Source organism: Nocardia xishanensis NBRC 101358, assembly GCF_001613365.1.
In the GTDB taxonomy this organism is placed as follows: Bacteria; Actinomycetota; Actinomycetes; order Mycobacteriales; family Mycobacteriaceae; genus Nocardia; species Nocardia xishanensis.
Genome location: NZ_BDCF01000005.1, coordinates 199,831 through 214,753, shown reverse-complemented (window position 1 = coordinate 214,753; position 14,923 = coordinate 199,831). Strand labels below are relative to the sequence as shown.

Here is a 14,923-nt window from a genome sequence, read left to right as displayed (position 1 = left end):
CTCGGCGTCGGCGCGGTGCGGGCCGAGTTCCCCGGCGCACACGGCCGCGGCGAGCGAGGCCGCTACCAGACCCGAGGTACGCACGCGGCGGCGCAGGTAGGCCTCGACAGAGGCGATATCGCGCACCAGCCCCGAGGCGACGGCCTCCTCGACACCGCCGGAGTGCACGTGCCCGCCGATCGGCAGCCGCGAGTCCGCCAGCGCGAACAGCGTCGCCGGACTCGTCGCACCCGTTTCCCGCATCGCTCGATCCTAGGCGCACGGTCGCTTTCCCTCCCGCTGTGCGCGGGATTTCCGACCGGCCGGCTACGGCCGGCCTCGCGTCAGGCCGCGCCGCGCTGGAAGGCGCGGGCCAGGAAGTGCTGGGCACGGCTCCTGGTGAGGCCGGTCCATACCTGGATGGGCGTCGCCCACCAAGGGGCGATCTCGACCGGTTTGGCGGTGACGGCGTGACAGACCAGGTCGGAGGCCTCGTCGACGGTGAGGCCGGGCACCCGGCTGAAGTCGGTGGGCGCGCTCATCCTGGTGTGCACGAGCGGCATGTAGATCGACGTGGCGGTCACGCCGTCGGCGGCGATCTCGGTGGCGACGCTGCGCAGCCATACGTCGAAGGCCGCCTTCGACGCGCCGTAGGCGGCCCACCTCGGGGCGGGCGGCATGAGCACGCCCCAGGTGGACACGTTGACGATATGACCGCTGCCGCGAGATCGCATGGCAGGCAGCAAGGTCAGCAGCAGGCGAACCGGACCGAGATAGTTCACGTCGATGGTGCGGGTGAAATCGTGGAAGCGGTCGTAGGATTCGTCGATCGGGCGGCGAATCGACTTGCCCGCGTTGTTGATCAGCATATCGATGTGGCCGTGTGCGGCGAGCAGCTCGCTCGCGAGGCGGTCCACCGCCTCCATGTCGGTCATATCGGCCGGATAGGCGTGGGCGACGCCGCCCGCGGCGGTGATCGCGGCGGTCAGCCGCTCGAGCTCGCCCGCCGACCGGGCGACCAGCAACACGGTCGCGCCCGCCGCGGCGAGTTTGCGCGCGCTGGCCTTGCCTATCCCGTGCGACGCGCCGGTCACCAGCACGTTCCGTCCGGATACCGCGGCGTGCAGGTCTTTCGCGGAGGGACGCGAGGTCGGGTACAGGAGCTTGGCGGCGACTCGCTCGACGAGCGGACGCCCGGTTGTGGGCTGAGTCTCGGACACCCCACCAATGTATGGCGCGCTGGGGGTTTCTACCCGGTGCCCGGCGTAGAAACACGGCGGCGCGGCGGGCCGCCGGTGCGGGAGGATTCGACGATGTCGTCGCAACCTTCCCAACCGGTGGGTCTCGGGGCCTGGATCGCCCGGGTCATCGCCATCGTGGTGCTCGTCCCCGTTCGCCTGATCTGGGAGGGCGTGCGTCTGCTCGGACGCGTGCTCGCCGCCGCACTCTGGTACTTCGTCACCCGGCTGCTCGCGCCCGTCGCCCGGTTCGTCTGGTTTTGGGTGATTCGCCCGATCTGGTTGTTCGTCAAGGACTTTCTGTGGGGCTGGGTGCTCCAGCACGTGCTGTGGGGCTTGGTGCTGACGCCGTTCGTCGCGCTGCTGCTCGACTACGTCCTGCGACCGCTGCGCCAGGCCGTCGAGCGCTGGCTCTGGCGCACCGTGCTGCGGCCCGCGCTGGCCTGGTTGTGGCGCGCGGTGCTGGAACCGCTGCTCGGCCTGCTGCTCGCTGCCGTCTACTGGTTCGGCAAGTGGTTCGTGGTCTGGCCGCTGGTGCAACTGTGGCGCTGGGTGCTGCATCCGCTGTGGCGACTGCTGCGCGCGGTGCTGATCTACGCCTGGCGGGTGGCTACCGTGCTCGTCGCGGTACTGGTCGTCATGCCGTGCCGCTTCGTCTATCGCACCCTGCTTCGCCCGATGCTGCACGTGGCAGCCGCCGTGTGGGCCGCGATTGTCGTGCGCCCGCTGCGCTGGATGCACGACAACGTCGTCACGCCGGTCAACCGGTTCGCCGCGGAGGTACTGACCGGCGTGTTCGGCCGCTGACCTATCCGGCGCGGGCGGGCCGCCGGGTCGCCACCCAGGCCACGATCGCCATCAGCACGAGCAGGCCGGCGCCGACGGTCGTCGCGACGTGCATGCCGTCCACGAACGACGCCCGGGCGCTGTGCGTGCGGGCGTCGTCGGCGCCCTGGATGGTCTCGCCCAGCGTCGAGGCGTAGTCGCCGCCGGAACGGAACACCAGCGCGGCGAGCGAGCCGAGCAACGCCAGCCCGAGGGCGTTGCCGAGTTCGAAGCTGGTCTCCGAGATCCCGACCGCCGAGCCCGCGCGCTCCGGCGGCACCGACGACACCGCGACATCCGACACCAGAGTGAACGCCAGGCCGTAGCCGATGCCCGCGATGGTGGAGCCCGCCAGGTACCAGCCGATCCCGCCGTCGACGCCGACCCCGAGCAGCATCACGTTGCCCACCGCGGAGGCGAGCAGGGCCAGCACGAAAGTGGCGCGTACGCCGATCCACCGCCCGACGCGCGCGCCGCTCATCGAGCAGATGAACACCGCGACGGCCATCGGGATGCCGAGCAGCGCCGCCGCGAGCGGATCGCGACCGGTGACCGATTGCAGGTAGATGCTGGTCAGATAGCTCAACGCGGCCAGCGACATCATGCCGACCAGGCTCGAGCCGATGGCGACGGAGAACTGCGCGCGGCCGAACAGCCGCAGGTCGAGCAGTGGCTCGGCCAGCCCGCGCTGCCTGCGCACGAAGACGAACAGCACCGCGACGCCGATCAGTCCGATCACGACGGAAGCCGCGTCGATCCCCTCCGAGGCGGCGTGCTTGATGGCGTAGACCACCGGCAGGATGCCGCCGATCGACAGCGCCACGCTCGGGAGATCCAGCGGGCCGAGCACCCCGGCGCGGTGCTCGGGCAGCAGGAACGGCCCGAACGCCAACAGGATCAGCAGCACCGGCAGGTTGATGAGGAAGACCGAGCCCCACCAGAAGTGGTGCAGCAGCAGCCCGCCGATGATCGGCCCGACCGCCGACCCGCCCGCGAAGAACGCCGTCCACACGCCGATCGCGGCGGCCCGCTCGCGTGCGTCGGGGAAGAGACTGGAGATCAGCGCGAGGCTGGACGGCAGCAGCGTCGCGCCGCCGATGCCCATCAGCGCCCGCGCCGCGATCAGCACGCCCGCGGTGGGCGCGAAGGCGGCCAGCACGGAGGCGATGCCGAATACGGTGGCGCCTGCCAGCAGGATGTTGCGCCGGCCGATCCGGTCGCCGAGGTTGCCCATGGTGATCAGCAGGCCCGCGATGAGGAAGCCGTAGATGTCGAGAATCCAGAGCTGCTGGGCCGCGGACGGGTCGAGGTCGACGGTGAGCGTCGGCATGGCCAGGAACAGCACCGAGATATCCATCGACACCAGAAGCACCGGCAGCAACAGCACCCCGAGCCCGAGCCAGGCGCGCCGTGAGCCGACAGCGACGGACCCCGCGCCTTCAGCAGGCCGCACTGTCTCCACGTCTGTCATCCCGATTTCCTCTCCCGTGTCGCGTACGCCGTACGCATGAGTCCGGGTACAGTGTACGCACCCGGGCCCGGAACCGAAAGTGAGTCATGGGATGACCGAGCCGAAGTTGCACCGCGCCGCCATCGTCGACACCGCGATCACGCTCGCCGACGAGGAGGGCCTGGACGCGCTGTCCATGCGCCGCATCGCCGACCGGATGGGCGTCGGCGCGATGTCGCTGTACCGCCACATCGCGAACAAGGACGAGCTCCTCGCGGCGATGACCGACGAGGTGACCCGCCGGCATCCCTATCCGAACCCGGAGGGGCAGGGCTGGACCTGGCGCGACCGGGTCCGCATCGCCGCCGAGATCGACTGGGATCTCTATCAGCGGCACCCGTGGGTCATCCTCACCTTCGCCATGCCCCGCTACAGCTTCGGCCCGCACAGCATGGCGTGCCTGGGCTGGCTGGTCGAGGGCTTCCGCGAACTGGACGTCTCCGCGCGCGAGGCGCTGCAGATGGCGTTCTCGGTGTGGAACTACATCTCGGGCGCGACGCTGCCGCAGATCAGCTCGGCGCTGATGACGCGCAAGGGCATAGACACCCACGGCGACAACGGATTACGCGCACTACTGGAGGGCGCCCCGAGCGGGCCGGTGCCCGACGGGCTCGCCGAATTGCAGGGCGCGGGCGTGAGCGATCTGACATCCGAGGACCTGCTGTTCCTCGGCCTCGAGGCGTTGTGCGATGGGTTCGCCGCCCGGGTTCGCCGCCGCGCGACTTGACCCCAACCCTGCTCGAGGTTGCAGGGTGGTCACCATGCACGCGATTCGACTGCGCGCCTTCGGGCCCGCCGAAAACCTCAGCTACGACACCGTTTCCGATCCCGAGCCGGGTCCGGGACAGGTCCGCATCGCGGTCGCGGCGGCCGGGGTGCACGTCGTCGACACCGCGCTGCGCCGTGGCATGCCGGGACCGTACCCACTGCCGGAGTTGCCGACCGTGCCCGGCAGGGAGGTCGCGGGCGTGGTCGATCTCGTCGGCGCGGATGTCGACCCGGGTTGGGCCGGGAAGCGGGTGGTCGCCCATTTCGGCGCGGCGCCCGGCGGCTATGCCGAACTCGTCGTCGCGGATGTCGCTCGGCTGCACGAGATTCCGGAGAATCTTGATCCGGCCGAGGCGGTCGCGATGATCGGCACCGGGCGCACCACGATGGGCATCCTGCAGTTCGCCGAGGTCGGGCCGGAGAGCGTCGCGGTGGTGACCGCCGCCGCGGGCGGCATCGGCACCCTGCTGGTGCAGTACCTGAAAGCCAACGACGCCACGGTGATCGGACTCGCGGGCGGACCGCGGAAGGTGGCGCGGGTGGCGGAGAACGGCGCCGACATCGCCGTCGACTACCTGCTGCCGGACTGGCCCGACCGGGTGCGCGCCCGTCTCGGCGATCGCGGCGCGACCCTGGTCTTCGACGCCGTCGGCGGTGAAACCGCCAGGGCCGCGGTCGATCTGCTCGCCAAGGGCGGCAGCCACCTGATCTACGGTTTCGCCGGGACGGGGCCGAACGACGCTGCGACGCCGACCCTCACCGACGACGAACTCGCCGAACGGGGCATCACGTCGCAGGTCGTGCTCGGGCCGCCGATGCTCCGGCTGGTCGGCGGCGATGTCCGCGTCCTCGAGGACCGCGCGATGACGGAGGCAGCCGCCGGACGGCTGCGCCCCGCGGTGCACCGCTTCGACCTGGCCGACGCCGCCGGCGCGCACCGCGCCATCGAAACCCGCGCCACCATGGGCAAAGTCGTACTGATTCCCTGATCGGGGCGCTCACCTGCGCCGGCGCCGACAACGGTGGACGGACAGGGGCGGCACGACCGCGATCGACACCGGCGGCCAGACGACGGTCATCGAAATCGAGATACGTTGTAGAGAATTCTCCAGGGCCGAAGGCGTGATCGCCGGGGCCGATCGGAGATGATGGCGGCATGGATTACAGCGGAAGCGGCGATCCGCAGCGCATGATCGAGTTGCTCTGGGGGCACACGCCGCGCCCGAAACGTGGCCCGAAACCCAAGCTGACCGTCGACGACATCGCGGAGGCGGCGATCCGGCTCGCCGATCTGGAGGGGCTCGCCGCGGTCACGCTGCGTCGGGTCGCCGACGACCTCGGTGTCACCGCGATGTCGCTGTACGGGTACGTCCCGGGCAAGGCAGAACTGCTCGACCTCATCGCCGATCGCGTCTACCGCGACTACCCGATGCCCGATGACGCGCCCTCCGGCTGGCGGCCGCGGCTCGAGACCATCGCCCGCGCGAATCGGACGATGTACCTGACCCACCCCTGGCTGTTGCAGATCGCGGCGAGCAGGCCGATCCTCGGGCCGCACCTCACCGCGAAATACGACTACGAACTCCGTTCCATCGATGACCTCGGCCTGTCCGACATCGAGATGGATCTGGTCGTCACCATGGTCAACGACTACGTGCGCGGCGCGGCCCGCACCGCCGTCGACGCCGCGCGGGCCGAGTCCGAGACGGGCCGCACCGACCGGCAGTGGTGGGACGCGTACGGGCCCGCGCTCGCCGAGGTCATCGATCCCGCCCGATTCCCCACCGCGGTCCGCGTCGGCGGCACGGCGGGCGCCGAGTACGACGCCGCCTACGATCCCGACCGCGCGTTCGAATTCGGGTTGCACCGCCTGCTCGACGGACTGGAACGGTTCGTCGCCTAGTCCGGGTGAACTCGAAATTCATTTTGCGACACCAGAATTCCCATGGATGCGCGTCCGCACCGACTGCGGAAACGCCCGTAATTCGGTGGAGTCACTCCCCCTGAGCGGCCTACTGTCGCGGAATGAGCGAAAAGGCGGGATTGCTGAACGTCGTCGACGTCGAGGCGACGTGCTGGTCGGGTCGCCCTCCCGCGGGTGCGGTGAGCGAGATCATCGAGATCGGTTCGACCGTCGTCGATCTGGCGGCCGGCGAGCGAATCGGCAAGCACCGCATCCTGGTTCGTCCCGAGCGCTCGTCGGTCAGCGAGTTCTGCACCGAACTCACCGGACTCACCCAGGCCGAGGTCGACACCGGCGTCTCGTTCGCCGAGGCGTGTCGAAGACTCGCCGCCGAGCACCATGCCGGATCGCGGGCCTGGGCGAGCTGGGGCGATTACGACCGCAAGCAGTTCGCCAGCCAGTGCGCCATGACCGGTGTCGCGTACCCCTTCGGGCAACGGCATACCAACGCCAAGCTGGTGTTCTCGGAGGCCTACGAGCTCGTGCGGCGCCAGGGCATGGCGGGAGCGTTGCGGATCGCCGGCCTGCCGCTGGAGGGCAGGCACCATCGCGGCGAGGACGACGCGTGGAACATCGCCGCGCTGGTGCTCGACATCGTCGGACGTGGGGCATGGCGCCTCACGTCCACGGACTACTGAGCGGCTAGTCGTTCACGACCGCGTAGGCGAAACCGTCCCATCCCTTCGCGCCGACCGTTTGCAGCACCGTCGCATCCAATCGCGGTTCGGCCGAGAGCAATTCGACCAGCTCGCGGCTCGCCCGCACCGCTGGATCGTCCGACGCGCCGTCCGCCAGCGCACCCCCGCGCACCACGTTGTCGACGATGATCACCGAGCCGGGCCGGGTCAACCGCAGCGCCCAGCGCACGTAGTTCGAGTTGTTCACCTTGTCGGCGTCGATGAACACCAGGTCGAACGGCTCGGGGTTCTCGGCCTCGAGTACCGGCAGGCTGTCCAGCGCGGCGCCCACCCGGACGTCCACCCGGTCGCCCACGCCCGCCGCGTCGAGGTTCGCGCGCGCGACCTCCGCGTGCCTCGGCTCGTATTCGAGGGTGATCACGCTGCCCGCCTTACCCACCGCCCGAGCCAGCCAGATCGTGCTGAACCCGCCCAGCGTGCCGATCTCGAGCACCCGGCGGGCTCCCGTCGAGCGGGCGAGCAGCGACAGGAATTTCCCTTGCGCCGCCGACACATCGATCGCGGGCAACCCCGCCTCGGCGTTCGCCGCCAACGCCGCTTCGGTGTCCGGATCCCGCACCAGATTGTCCACGAGGTAGGTGTCCACGTCGGCCCAGCCAGAAGTCGTCATGCCTGAAGTCTGCCACTGGAAGTCGCCGAAAACCGGTCGCCCGAGGTCCACGCCACAGTAGAGTCGCTACACCCCCGCCTCGGCCAGCTCGTTCTCGATCCCGACGACGCCCACGACCATCTGCGCCAGGTTGCGCAGCAGCGCGCCGAGACTGATGAGGGATTGGGCCATCTTCGACACCATCTGGGAGACCGTCATGGTGGCGGTGGAGATGCCGAACACGGCGCGGGCGATCAGCGCCGGTGATGCCGTGCCCGCGGAAGCGATCAGGATGGCGGCGATCTCGACCAGCATGCCCGCGAGGGAGTTGAGGATCTCGGTGATGATGCCGCGCACGCCCTCCACCACCTTCGACATCTTGTCGTTCACCCGGCTCAGCAGGTCGGCGAGTGCGGCCTGCACGGCGATCTGGGCGATCACCGCGTCGGCCTTGGTCCGGTAGGCGTCTGCGACGGCGCCGACCCATCCGGCCGTGTCCGCAGTGACCTGCTGCTTCCACTCGGTGGCGACCGAGGCGAGTTTCTTCGATGTGGCGGACCAGGATTCGGAGTAGGCGGTGACCATCCCCGGATTGCCCGCCAGCGAATCCAGCGTCTTACGCGCCGGTTCGACGTGTTCGAGCATCCAGCCCATCAACATCGAGCCGACGTAGTCGAACGGATCGAACTTCGCCAGGGTGATGCCCTTGGCGATGTCCTGCCCGATCTTCGTCGCGTCCGCCACCGCGCTCGCGCCCGCCCAGACCTGCATGACGCCGGCGAAGGCGTTGCCGTTCTCGCCGCTGGAACCGGCGAAGACCTTGTGACCGCCCTCGAAGAGATCACCGACCGGCGTGCCCGCGAAGACGCCCGCGTTCGGATCCTTGCCCTCCCCCTGCCCGGTGGGCAGGCCGACGTTGCGCAGGAACGGAACATCCTCCTGGTAGTACTCGTTGCGGTGGTCGACCCCCTCGGCGAGCAGCTCGTTTCCTTCCGGCGCCTTGCTGTCGTCGAAACCCATCCCCTACACCTTCTGTTCGATCTGCTCGCGCTGCCGGTCCGTCTCGTTCTTGCGGCCCTCGTCCAGGTTCTGGAACGAGTCGGCGGCGAACCGCAACTTCGGCGGCAGTTCTTCGGCGTCCTCGGTCACGACGCGCAGGCGCTCGGTGATCCGGTCGTGCAACGGATTCAGGATCGACCGCGCGTAGGGGCCGACCAGCGTGCCGTACCCGTCGTCGGCGTGCGCGAGATACTCGGCCGCCTCCCGCGCCATCGAAAGCCCTTCGAGCACCGCGTCCACCTTCGCCGCGTGGTCACGCATCCCGCCGGGATCGATCGCGATATCACCGGGATTGCCCATCTACGTCCCTCCACTTGCCGTTTCCGCGCCTGCCGCAGGCGGCGGCCCACTGACTATGACGCGGTCATGGCGCATTCGGTTCCAACCGGAATTCCGGCGGGCTCACTCCAGCCAGGACTTGCGGCGGTAATACAGGTCGTCCTCGTCCGGTTCGTCCGGCGTGAAGGTCTGATCGCGGTCGGGCTTTCGGGTGCCATGGGATGGCTGCGACGGTTGGGCGGGCGGCGGCGGGGTGTAGGCGGCGGGCGGCGTGTACACCGGCTGCGCGGGGGCGGGCGGCGCGACGGGTTCGGGATCGGGGAAGCGCGCGGCGTACTGGCCGACGATGGCCTGCCCAGCGCCGTCGTCGCCCACCATGTCGTGCACGAGATCGGTGACCTGGTTGCGCAGGCGGGCCTGGGCGCGGCGGGTGCAGGCCATGAGCTCGGCGGCGACGGCGGCGGGGTCCATGCCGCGGGTGGACCCGGCGAGGGTGATGCCGGTGGTGACGCCGTTGGCGTCGACGGTCACGCTGATCCGGTTGTCGGCCGAGCTCTCGGTGACCGACAATGCCTCCATCCTGCCGTGCAGGTCTTGATACTTCTGCGCCGTACGTTCCAGATTCTCGGCCCACCGGGCCAATTCGTCGGCGGCCTGGTTCGGGTCGTTGCCCAGCACTCGCGTCCCCTTCTACGCAGTGACAACTCGGTCGCCCGGGCATCGGCGAGATCGCCCGGGAGTTCGTTCGCAGCACCTTACCCAGCCGGCACGACGCGGCCGGCAGGGGGCGCGATGATTTTCCCGGCCGAACTCCGTCGGTATCGGTGTACGACAACGACACGTCGAGGAGACCACGATGCACGCTGCATTCGCCACGGGCGCCCCCTGCTGGTTCGATGTCACGACCCCTGACATCGCGGCCGCGGCCGAGTTCTACACCGCCCTGTTCGACTGGACCGCCGAGGATCTGGGCCCCGAGGCGGCCAACTACACGCTGCTGCGCCAGGGTGACGCGCAGGTGGCGGGCATCGCACCCGCGACGACGCCGGACGGCAGCACCGTTCCGTCGGCTTGGACGCCCTATTTCGCGGTGTCCGACGCAAACGCCACGGTCGCCGCCGCACGGGACGCGGGAGCGGCCGTCTTCTGCGAACCGATGGACGTCTTCGGTCAGTTGACCTTCTCGGTGCTCTCGGATCCGGCGGGCGCGACCTATGCGATCGCGCGGCTTATCACGCATCCCGGCACCCAGAACTGGGGCGCGATCAACGGTCCCTGCTGGGTCGAGTACTCCGCCGAGTGCGCGCCCGCCGACGCGATGGCGCATTACGCCGAGGTCCTCGGCTGGAAGTACACCAACGCCGCGTGGGAGACGGCGGCCGAAAACCCTTACCAGGCAGTATCTCCCGGCTCGGGCGGCCACGAGTTCGGCGGAGCGCATCACGCTCAGCCCGGCGAGCCGGCGCCCTTCTGGTCGATGACCATCCGCGTCGCCGACGTGGACGCCGTGGTCGCTCGCGCCGCGGAACTGGGCGGCAAGCTGCTCGCCGAGCCGCAGGACATGCCGGGTCCCTCGCGCGTCGCCGCGCTCGCCGATCCGGCCGGGGCGGCTTTCGCGATCATGTCGTTCGGCGCCTGAGAACGGTCAGGCGCACATCTGCGCACGGGCCGTCGACGAGCGTCCGTCAGTTTCTGGTCAGAAGAGGAAATACCGCTGGGCCATGGGCAGTTCCGTCTCGGGCCGCTCGGCCCACACCTCGCCGTCGACCCGGACGGTGAAGGTGTCCGGGTCCACCTCGATGCGCGGCATCGCGTCGTTGAGCGGCATGTCCGACTTGGTGAGCCGCCGAACGTTTTTGACCGCCACCAGATTTCGGCGCACCGCAAGGCGATCCGCCAGACCGGATTCGACGGCCTGCTCGGACACGAAGTGCACCGAGGTGGCGGCGGCGACCGGTGCGGCCGCACCGAACATCGGGCGCGGCAACACCGGTTGCGGTGTGGGGATGGAGGCGTTGGCGTCGCCCATCGCCGCCCAGGCGATCGCGCCGCCCTTCAGCACGGCGTGCGGGCGCACCCCGAAGAACGCCGGATCCCACAGCACCAGGTCGGCGAGTTTGCCGACTCCGACCGAGCCGATCTCGTGGTCCATCCCGTGCGCGATCGCGGGACAGATCGTGTACTTGGCGACGTAGCGGCGCACCCTTGCGTTGTCGGCGGCGCCGTCGCCGGGCAGCGATCCGCGACGGCGCTTCATGACGTGCGCGGTCTGCCAGGTGCGCAGCACCACCTCGCCGATCCGTCCCATCGCCTGCGAATCGCTGCCGATCATGGAGATGGCTCCGAGATCGTGCAGCAGGTCCTCGGCGGCGATGGTGGACGGCCGAATCCGGCTCTCCGCGAACGCCAGATCCTCCGGAATGGACGGGCTCAGGTGGTGACACACCATGAGCATGTCCAGGTGCTCGTCGAGGGTATTGACGGTGTGCGGACGGGTCGGGTTGGTCGAACTAGGCAGAACGTTGGGATGCGAGGCGACGGTGATGATGTCCGGTGCGTGCCCGCCGCCGGCGCCCTCGGTGTGATAGGCGTGGATACCGCGTCCCGCGATGGCGGCGAGGGTGTCCTCGACGAATCCGGCTTCGTTCAGGGTGTCCGAATGCAACGCCACCTGCACGCCGGAAGCGTCCGCGACCCGCAGGCAGGCGTCGATCGCCGCCGGTGTCGAACCCCAGTCCTCATGCAGCTTGAAACCCGATGCGCCCGCGCGCAATTGCTCCCACATCGCTTCTTCGCTGACGGTGTTGCCCTTGCCGAGCAGCGCGATGTTCAGCGGCCAGTGATCGGTGGCCTCCAGCATGCGGGCCAGATGCCAGGCGCCGGGGGTGACGGTGGTGGCCTTGGAACCCTCGGCGGGCCCGGTGCCGCCGCCGACGAGGGTGGTGATGCCGCCGCCGAGCGCCTCGTCCATCAGCTGCGGGCAGATGAAGTGCACGTGGCAGTCGATGGCGCCCGCAGTGACGATCCGGCCGTTGCCCGCGATGATCTCGGTGGAGGGGCCGACCACCAGATCGGGGTGCACGCCCGGCATGGTGTCGGGGTTGCCCGCCTTGCCGATGCCGCAGATGCGTCCGTCGCGAATGCCTATGTCCGCTTTGATGATTCCCCAGTAATCGATGATCACCGCGCCGGTGACGACGGTGTCCGGCGCGCCCTGGGCGCGGGTCGCGCGGGACTGGCCCATGGATTCACGCAACACCTTGCCACCGCCGAAGACGGCCTCGTCGCCCGCCAGACCCGGTCCGCCGCAGCGGTCTTCGGTGATCTCGACGATGAGGTCGGTGTCCGCCAAGCGGATTCGGTCGCCCACGGTCGGCCCGAACAGTTCGGCGTAGCGGGCTCTGCTGAGTGCGGTCACCGCTCCCCCTCGATGGTCGACGGCTCGTCCAGCAATCCGGGCGGCGTCAGGCCGATGCCGTGCACCTCGCGGGTCCCGCCCAGCGGCACCAGCGAAACCCGTTGGCCGAGACCCGGTTCGAAGCGCACCGCGGTGCCGGCGGGGATGTCGAGCCGCCGCCCGTGCGCGGCGGCGCGGTCGAAGTCGAGCGCGGCGTTGGCCTGCGGGAAGTGCACGTGACTGCCGACCTGAACGGGCCGGTCGCCGGTGTTCACCACGTCGAGCTCGACGCGGTCGCGGCCCGCGTTCAGTTCGATCTCGCCCTCGGCGCAGAAGTATTCGCCAGGAATCACGTCGGCCGCCTAGGCGATCGGGTGGTGGACGGTGACGAGCTTGGTGCCGTCCGGGAAGGTCGCCTCCACCTGCACGTCGTGGATCATCTCCGGCACGCCGGCCATCACGTCGTCACGGCGCAGCACCGTGCGTCCGGACGACATCAGCTCGGCGACGGTCCTGCCGTCGCGCGCACCTTCCAGCACATGATCGGTGATGAGGGCGACCGCCTCGGGATGGTTGAGTTTGAGCCCGCGGGCCTGCCTTCGCCTGGCCAGCTCGGCGGCGTAGCTCAGCAACAGGCGCTCCTGCTCGTGCGGCGACAGTCGCATCGGGGCTCCTCACCGGTCGGTGGACGGGTGAGGGCCATTCTGGCACGCCGGATCCGGCGTCGCCGCTCGACGGCGCGGGCTCAGTCGCGCTTGGGCAGGTTCTGCAGACGCACCTGGCCGCGGGCCACCACCCGCTGCTGCTCGTCGGTGATCACGACCTGCCACAACTGCTGGGTGCGTCCCTGGTGGACCGGGGTCGCCTCGCCGTAGAGGATGCCCTCGCGCACCGCGCGCAGGAAGTCGGTGTTGTTGTTCACGCCGACGACGGTGCCGCGCTCGCCGTACCAGTAGCCGCCGCCGAGGCTGGCGAGCGTCTCGATGACGGTGCAGTACACGCCGCCGTTCTGGATGCCGGCAGGCTGGTAGAGGTGCGGCTTGACGACCCACTCGCCGCGCACCCGCTCCCCGCTGAGCTCGGTGTAGCGCAGGCCGATCAGGTCCGCGAAGGTGCCCTCGCTGAGGTCGTTCATCATCTCCGGCGTGACATCGGCCAGCGAACGCACGGCCCCGGTCTCCTGTTGCGTCATGACCCCAGCTTTACACCCGACGAAACCGCCCGGCTCAGCGGGTTCAGTTCCCGGCCATGGTGATGGTGCGGCCGTTCAGCGGCTGGGTCGGCCGGTTGCTGTGCGCGAACAGCCCGTGATAGAGCTCGACCTCGGCAGGCGCGACCGTCATCGGCGTGCTCAGCACCGTCCAGGAGACGCCCTCACTGCACGGCGGCGTGGTGAGGGAACCGTTGTAGCGGAATTGATCCCGAACGGCGGGCAGGAACGCCGACGGATCCAGCGGGCCACCGAAGTCGACGGCGGCGTCCGAAGTCTTGGGGGCGGCGGCCAGGATCGGCCCGAACACCGAGGCGCCCGCACCCGTCTCCATCAGCACGCCGAGCACGGCGATCCGGCCCGCGGCGTTCTTGTGCACCAGGTGCAGCTCCATCGCCGCGCCGTGGCCGTCGACGGTGTGCTCGCTGGGTAGATGGAAGTGGAACTGGACCAGGTTGTAGGGCTCGCCCGCGACGAGGATGCGGTTGCCGCTGTCCGCAGGCAGCTCGGCCTGGACGGTATGACCGTTGTTGATCAGCCGGACACCGGAGATCGGCCGGTAGTCGACGTCGATGTGGTCGGCGGGATCGATCCGGGCGGAACCGGACAGATCGACCGGCGACTGCTCGTGGCCGCTCCGGCAGGTCAGGAAGTCGTGATCCAGGTCGGCCCAGTGATCGGGCCCCTCCGCGTCGTAGTCCCAGTGCGCGGGCACGTGCGGGGACGGATTCTCGACATGACTGCGCAATCCGGGCTGTTCGGTGCTACAGGAGAGCGCGGCCAGCAAGGCGGTCGCGGTGAACAACGCGGCCAGCGAGCGTGACCGGAACGAACGGTGAACGGACAAGGCGGGTACAGCTCCTCGGACATCGGCACACAGATCCCGACACGCGTCCGGACGGATCGGTACTCGGCGGTGGTCGACGCGCCGGTCTGTACGGTTTGCGACGAATATCCCTTCGGGTCAGGGGATCTCGCGACTCGTGTCGGAGCGACAGCGTAGGACCGCGCCAATTCGACACGCCAGGGCAGTCGAGGGCGAAAAATGTCACATGACGCACGGCGGCACGAGAGCCCGTGTTGCCAAGTTAGGTAAGCCTGACCTATAATCATTCCGGCGTCAGGATCGAGCGAGTCCCGAGGGCTGCGGTGACCCCGATCCACTGCCGCGACGGGCTCCACGTCCCAACCGTGGAGCCCGTCGCTCTTTACTTTCCCCGCGCCGCCGCTGTCCACTCGATTTTCCTTCTGCCGCAGCACATGTCGACTTCATGTCGGCCTTCGACACACGATCGCAAAGAACCGGACATGCGACCGTCGGGGAGCGTTCATCGGTGCGGGCGACGCCGGTTCATCGGCCGGTCAACGCGACTCGACAAGCTCGAGTGCACCTCGCGGAGGCGGTGAC

At 69.4% G+C, this 14,923-nt stretch carries 17 protein-coding genes and 1 pseudogene; 6 read left to right on the top strand and 12 right to left on the bottom strand.

Going from position 1 to position 14,923, the window contains the following annotated elements:
- Positions 1 to 243 (bottom strand): annotated as a pseudogene (locus NX1_RS06345) (urease accessory protein UreF); the annotation flags it as partial.
- A gap of 80 nt (positions 244 to 323) precedes the next feature.
- Positions 324 to 1,199: an SDR family NAD(P)-dependent oxidoreductase gene (locus NX1_RS37760; protein ID WP_068055179.1), complete on the bottom strand. Its 876-nt coding sequence runs from the start codon at positions 1,197 to 1,199 to the stop codon at positions 324 to 326.
- 93 nt (positions 1,200 to 1,292) lie between these two features.
- Here NX1_RS37760 and NX1_RS37755 point away from each other — a divergent pair, with 93 nt between their 5' ends.
- A complete protein-coding gene (locus NX1_RS37755) occupies positions 1,293 to 2,024 on the top strand; it encodes a hypothetical protein (RefSeq protein ID WP_245668351.1) in 732 nt (243 codons plus the stop codon).
- A gap of 1 nt (position 2,025) precedes the next feature.
- Here the strand turns inward: NX1_RS37755 and NX1_RS06330 are convergent, their stop codons facing one another.
- The gene (locus NX1_RS06330; RefSeq protein ID WP_068055173.1) at positions 2,026 to 3,513 is read right to left on the bottom strand and encodes an MFS transporter; all 1,488 of its coding nucleotides are present in this window, start codon (positions 3,511 to 3,513) and stop codon (positions 2,026 to 2,028) included.
- A 91-nt stretch (positions 3,514 to 3,604) separates the two neighbouring features.
- Here NX1_RS06330 and NX1_RS06325 point away from each other — a divergent pair, with 91 nt between their 5' ends.
- The 4 genes from NX1_RS06325 to NX1_RS06310 all read left to right on the top strand — a co-directional run bounded on the left by NX1_RS06325 (position 3,605) and on the right by NX1_RS06310 (position 6,921).
- Positions 3,605 to 4,279: a TetR/AcrR family transcriptional regulator gene (locus NX1_RS06325; RefSeq protein WP_068055170.1), complete on the top strand. Its 675-nt coding sequence runs from the start codon at positions 3,605 to 3,607 to the stop codon at positions 4,277 to 4,279.
- 34 nt (positions 4,280 to 4,313) lie between these two features.
- Positions 4,314 to 5,309 carry a zinc-binding dehydrogenase gene (locus NX1_RS06320; RefSeq protein ID WP_068055304.1) on the top strand — a complete coding sequence of 332 codons (996 nt, stop codon included), beginning with the start codon at positions 4,314 to 4,316 and terminating at the stop codon, positions 5,307 to 5,309.
- A gap of 167 nt (positions 5,310 to 5,476) precedes the next feature.
- Complete coding sequence (locus NX1_RS06315; protein ID WP_068055166.1) at positions 5,477 to 6,223, top strand: TetR/AcrR family transcriptional regulator; 747 nt, start codon at positions 5,477 to 5,479, stop codon at positions 6,221 to 6,223.
- Positions 6,224 to 6,345: 122 nt separating this feature from the next.
- Positions 6,346 to 6,921 carry a 3'-5' exonuclease gene (locus tag NX1_RS06310; RefSeq protein ID WP_068055163.1) on the top strand — a complete coding sequence of 192 codons (576 nt, stop codon included), beginning with the start codon at positions 6,346 to 6,348 and terminating at the stop codon, positions 6,919 to 6,921.
- Positions 6,922 to 6,925: 4 nt separating this feature from the next.
- On the opposite strand, the gene NX1_RS06305 is transcribed toward NX1_RS06310, so the two are convergent.
- From NX1_RS06305 to NX1_RS06290, 4 genes are all read right to left on the bottom strand, one after another.
- Positions 6,926 to 7,591: an O-methyltransferase gene (locus tag NX1_RS06305; protein ID WP_068055160.1), complete on the bottom strand. Its 666-nt coding sequence runs from the start codon at positions 7,589 to 7,591 to the stop codon at positions 6,926 to 6,928.
- A 66-nt stretch (positions 7,592 to 7,657) separates the two neighbouring features.
- On the bottom strand, positions 7,658 to 8,590 hold the full coding sequence (locus NX1_RS06300) for a hypothetical protein (protein WP_068055159.1): 933 nt from the start codon (positions 8,588 to 8,590) through the stop codon (positions 7,658 to 7,660).
- A gap of 3 nt (positions 8,591 to 8,593) precedes the next feature.
- The gene (locus NX1_RS06295; protein WP_068055157.1) at positions 8,594 to 8,929 is read right to left on the bottom strand and encodes a type VII secretion target; all 336 of its coding nucleotides are present in this window, start codon (positions 8,927 to 8,929) and stop codon (positions 8,594 to 8,596) included.
- A gap of 102 nt (positions 8,930 to 9,031) precedes the next feature.
- Positions 9,032 to 9,586 (bottom strand): YbaB/EbfC family nucleoid-associated protein, encoded by a 555-nt coding sequence (locus NX1_RS06290; RefSeq protein ID WP_068055154.1) that lies wholly within the window; start codon positions 9,584 to 9,586, stop codon positions 9,032 to 9,034.
- 178 nt (positions 9,587 to 9,764) lie between these two features.
- Here NX1_RS06290 and NX1_RS06285 point away from each other — a divergent pair, with 178 nt between their 5' ends.
- Positions 9,765 to 10,547, top strand: coding sequence for a VOC family protein (locus tag NX1_RS06285; protein ID WP_068055151.1), 783 nt, complete (start codon positions 9,765 to 9,767; stop codon positions 10,545 to 10,547).
- Between the two features lie 57 nt (positions 10,548 to 10,604).
- Here the strand turns inward: NX1_RS06285 and NX1_RS06280 are convergent, their stop codons facing one another.
- The 5 genes from NX1_RS06280 to NX1_RS06260 form a co-directional block, all read right to left on the bottom strand.
- The gene (locus NX1_RS06280; protein WP_068055149.1) at positions 10,605 to 12,326 is read right to left on the bottom strand and encodes an urease subunit alpha; all 1,722 of its coding nucleotides are present in this window, start codon (positions 12,324 to 12,326) and stop codon (positions 10,605 to 10,607) included.
- The gene (locus tag NX1_RS06275) at positions 12,323 to 12,658 is read right to left on the bottom strand and encodes an urease subunit beta (RefSeq protein WP_068055147.1); all 336 of its coding nucleotides are present in this window, start codon (positions 12,656 to 12,658) and stop codon (positions 12,323 to 12,325) included. Before NX1_RS06275 ends, NX1_RS06280 begins: the two co-directional genes overlap by 4 nt.
- 9 nt (positions 12,659 to 12,667) lie before the next feature.
- Positions 12,668 to 12,970, bottom strand: coding sequence for an urease subunit gamma (locus NX1_RS06270; protein ID WP_068055145.1), 303 nt, complete (start codon positions 12,968 to 12,970; stop codon positions 12,668 to 12,670).
- Positions 12,971 to 13,050: 80 nt separating this feature from the next.
- On the bottom strand, positions 13,051 to 13,497 hold the full coding sequence (locus NX1_RS06265) for a PaaI family thioesterase (RefSeq protein ID WP_068055143.1): 447 nt from the start codon (positions 13,495 to 13,497) through the stop codon (positions 13,051 to 13,053).
- 43 nt (positions 13,498 to 13,540) lie between these two features.
- Positions 13,541 to 14,362, bottom strand: a complete 822-nt coding sequence (locus NX1_RS06260) for a carbonic anhydrase (protein ID WP_245668350.1) — start codon at positions 14,360 to 14,362, stop codon at positions 13,541 to 13,543.
- Positions 14,363 to 14,923 lie beyond the last annotated feature (561 nt).